The following is a 2,348-nucleotide window of genomic DNA, read 5'->3' as shown; positions in this document are numbered from 1 at the left end:
GTACGCGTCCGGTGTGAGCCGCCTTGTGTTTGGTGGTCGGTAGCTGGGAGTCTTTGCGTAAGCGCGATAGCGCGGACGCAAACGAGTGGCAAACGTGATGGCTTATCAGCGGCTGGAGGTTTTGACGGGTACGGAGCGGCGTCGTGTCTGGTCGGACGCGGAGAAGGTCCGGCTGGTGGAGGCGGCGTTCAGGCCCGGTATCGTGGTCAAGGAAGTTGCCCGACGGTTCGGGGTCCATGAGAGCCTGCTGTACCGGTGGCGTCGGCAGTTTGGCGCATCGGTTTTGACGGTCGACGGTTCGGTTCCGGCGTTCGCGCCGGTTCAGCTTGCCCCTGTGAATGACCCGAGGGCCGCGCCGGTCGTGGAGGCGGCGATGCCGGCCCCCAGCCCACCCACGGCATCGGTCGCGGAGATCTCCGTGCTTCTGCCGGGCGGGATCGAGGTGCGGCTGCGGGGATCGGTGGATCTGGCGCTTGCAACGGCAGTGATCCGGGCGGCCGGAGATGCTGGATGATCCCGATCCCGCCGGGGGTGCATGTATGGCTGGCGACGGGGCGGACGGACATGCGCAAGGGTTTCGACAGCCTTGCCCGACAGGTCCAGGAGGTTCTGGGGCGCGATCCCCATGGCGGTCACCTGTTCGTCTTTCGCGGTCGCCGCGGCGACCTGGTGAAGGTCATCTGGCATGACGGCCAAGGCGCCTGCCTGTTCACCAAGCGCCTGGAGCGCGGCCGGTTCATCTGGCCGTCGGTGGTGGACGGGGCGGTTACACTGAGCCCGGCCCAACTGGGCTATCTCTTGGAAGGGATCGACTGGCGATTGCCGCAGCACACGGCCCGGCCCGAACGGGCGGGCTGAAAAGCTGCAGACAAGACGGCATGGGCATGATTCAATACCTCCATGTCCAGCCCCAATCCACCCGCCCAAGCTGCCGACACCTTGCCCGCCGATCTGGCGGCGGCCCATGCGCTGATCCTGGCGTTGCAGGGGGAATTGGCGGCGGCGCGCCAACAGGCCGGCGAACGGGCGATCGAGATCGAACGGCTGCGCCTGGCTCTGGCCAAGGCCCGACGGGAGCTTTACGGCCAATCCTCCGAACGGGGCCGGCTGCTCGTGGAGCAGTTGGAACTGCAACTGGAGGAGTTGGAGGAGACCAGCGCCGAGAATGAGGTGGCTGGCGAACTCAGCATGCCCGTTCCCACCCCTGCCGTCACGCCGCGCAAGCCCGCCCGGCGGCCGTTGCCAGAGGCGCTGCCACGCGAGCGGGTCGTGCATCCGGGGCCTTGTGTCTGCGACCGCTGCGGCGGCAATGCCTTGCGCAAGATCGGCGAGGATGTTCTGGAAAGCCTGGAATGCGAACCCCGCCGATGGAAGGTGGTGCAGCATGTCCGGGAGAAGTTCGCCTGTCGATCCTGCGAGGCGGTGAGCCAGACGCCGGCCCCCTCCCACCCAATCCGCCGTGGGCGGGCCGGGCCGAACCTGCTGGCCATGGTGCTGGCCGGAAAATACGCTCAGCATCTGCCGCTGCACCGGCAGAGTGCCGCCTATGCCCGTGAAGGGATCGACCTGGATGTCTCCACCCTGGCCGACTGGGTTGGAGCGGCGGCAGCAACCCTGACCCCGTTGGTAGAGGTGATACGGTCCCATGTTCTGGCGGCTGATCGTCTCCATGGCGATGACACCCCGGTGCCGGTTCTGGCCAAGGGTAAGGCGGCCACAGGTCGACTATGGGTGTATGTGCGGGATGACCGGCCGTTCGGTGGCAGCGATCCGCCGGCGGCCCTCTACCATTATGCCCGCACCCGTGCCGGCGAGCATCCGCAGCGGCACCTGACCGGCTGGGCCGGGATATTCCAGGCCGATGCCTATAGCGGCTATGCCGGCCTCTACGATCCCGCCCGCAAGCCCGGCCCCCTCCAGGAGGCCGGATGCTGGAGCCATGTCCGCCGCCGGTTCTTTGATTTGGCCAAGGACGGCAAGTCGCCCCTGGCGGCCGAGGCCGTGAAACGCATCGACGCGTTGTTCGCCATTGAGCGCACCATCAATGGCCGCGCCATCGCGCAACGTGCCGAAACCCGCCAGGAGAAAAGCCGGCCCCTGATCGACGATCTGGAGCAATGGCTCCGCCAAGCCCGAACCCGCCTGTCGCCCAAGTCGGATCCTGCAAAGGCCATGGACTATGCCCTGAACCGGTGGGGCGCCATGACCCGGTTCCTGGAGGATGGGCGCATCTGCCTGTCGAACAACGCCGCCGAACGTGCCCTGCGCGGCATCGCTGTCGGACGACGGAACTGGACCTTCTGCGGCTCCGATGACGGCGGCGACAGGGCCGCCGCCATCTACACCCT

Annotated in this window: 3 protein-coding genes; all 3 read left to right on the top strand. The window is 67.2% G+C overall.

All coding sequences use genetic code 11. The features are described from left to right. Positions 1-85 precede the first annotated feature (85 nt). A complete protein-coding gene (gene tnpA / locus AC1Q7F_RS32515) occupies positions 86-514 on the top strand; it encodes an IS66-like element accessory protein TnpA (RefSeq protein WP_492512694.1) in 429 nt (142 codons plus the stop codon). After that, positions 511-858, top strand: a complete 348-nt coding sequence (gene tnpB / locus AC1Q7F_RS32510; RefSeq protein WP_094453379.1) for an IS66 family insertion sequence element accessory protein TnpB — start codon at positions 511-513, stop codon at positions 856-858. Before tnpA ends, tnpB begins: the two co-directional genes overlap by 4 nt. A gap of 42 nt (positions 859-900) precedes the next feature. After that, a partial coding sequence (gene tnpC / locus AC1Q7F_RS32505) for an IS66 family transposase (RefSeq protein WP_492512693.1) occupies positions 901-2,348 on the top strand: 1,448 nt, incomplete at its 3' end.

It is taken from the genome of Niveispirillum sp. GW835-FHT14G11, from assembly GCF_058793615.1.
Note: the sequence above shows the minus strand (reverse complement) of the source record. Positions and strands in the feature narration are given on the sequence as shown.

Coding starts and splice junctions, on each gene's coding strand:
- tnpB (WP_094453379.1), top strand. CDS start 511: ATGATCCCGATCCCGCCGGGGGTGCATGTATGGCTGGCGACGGGGCGG.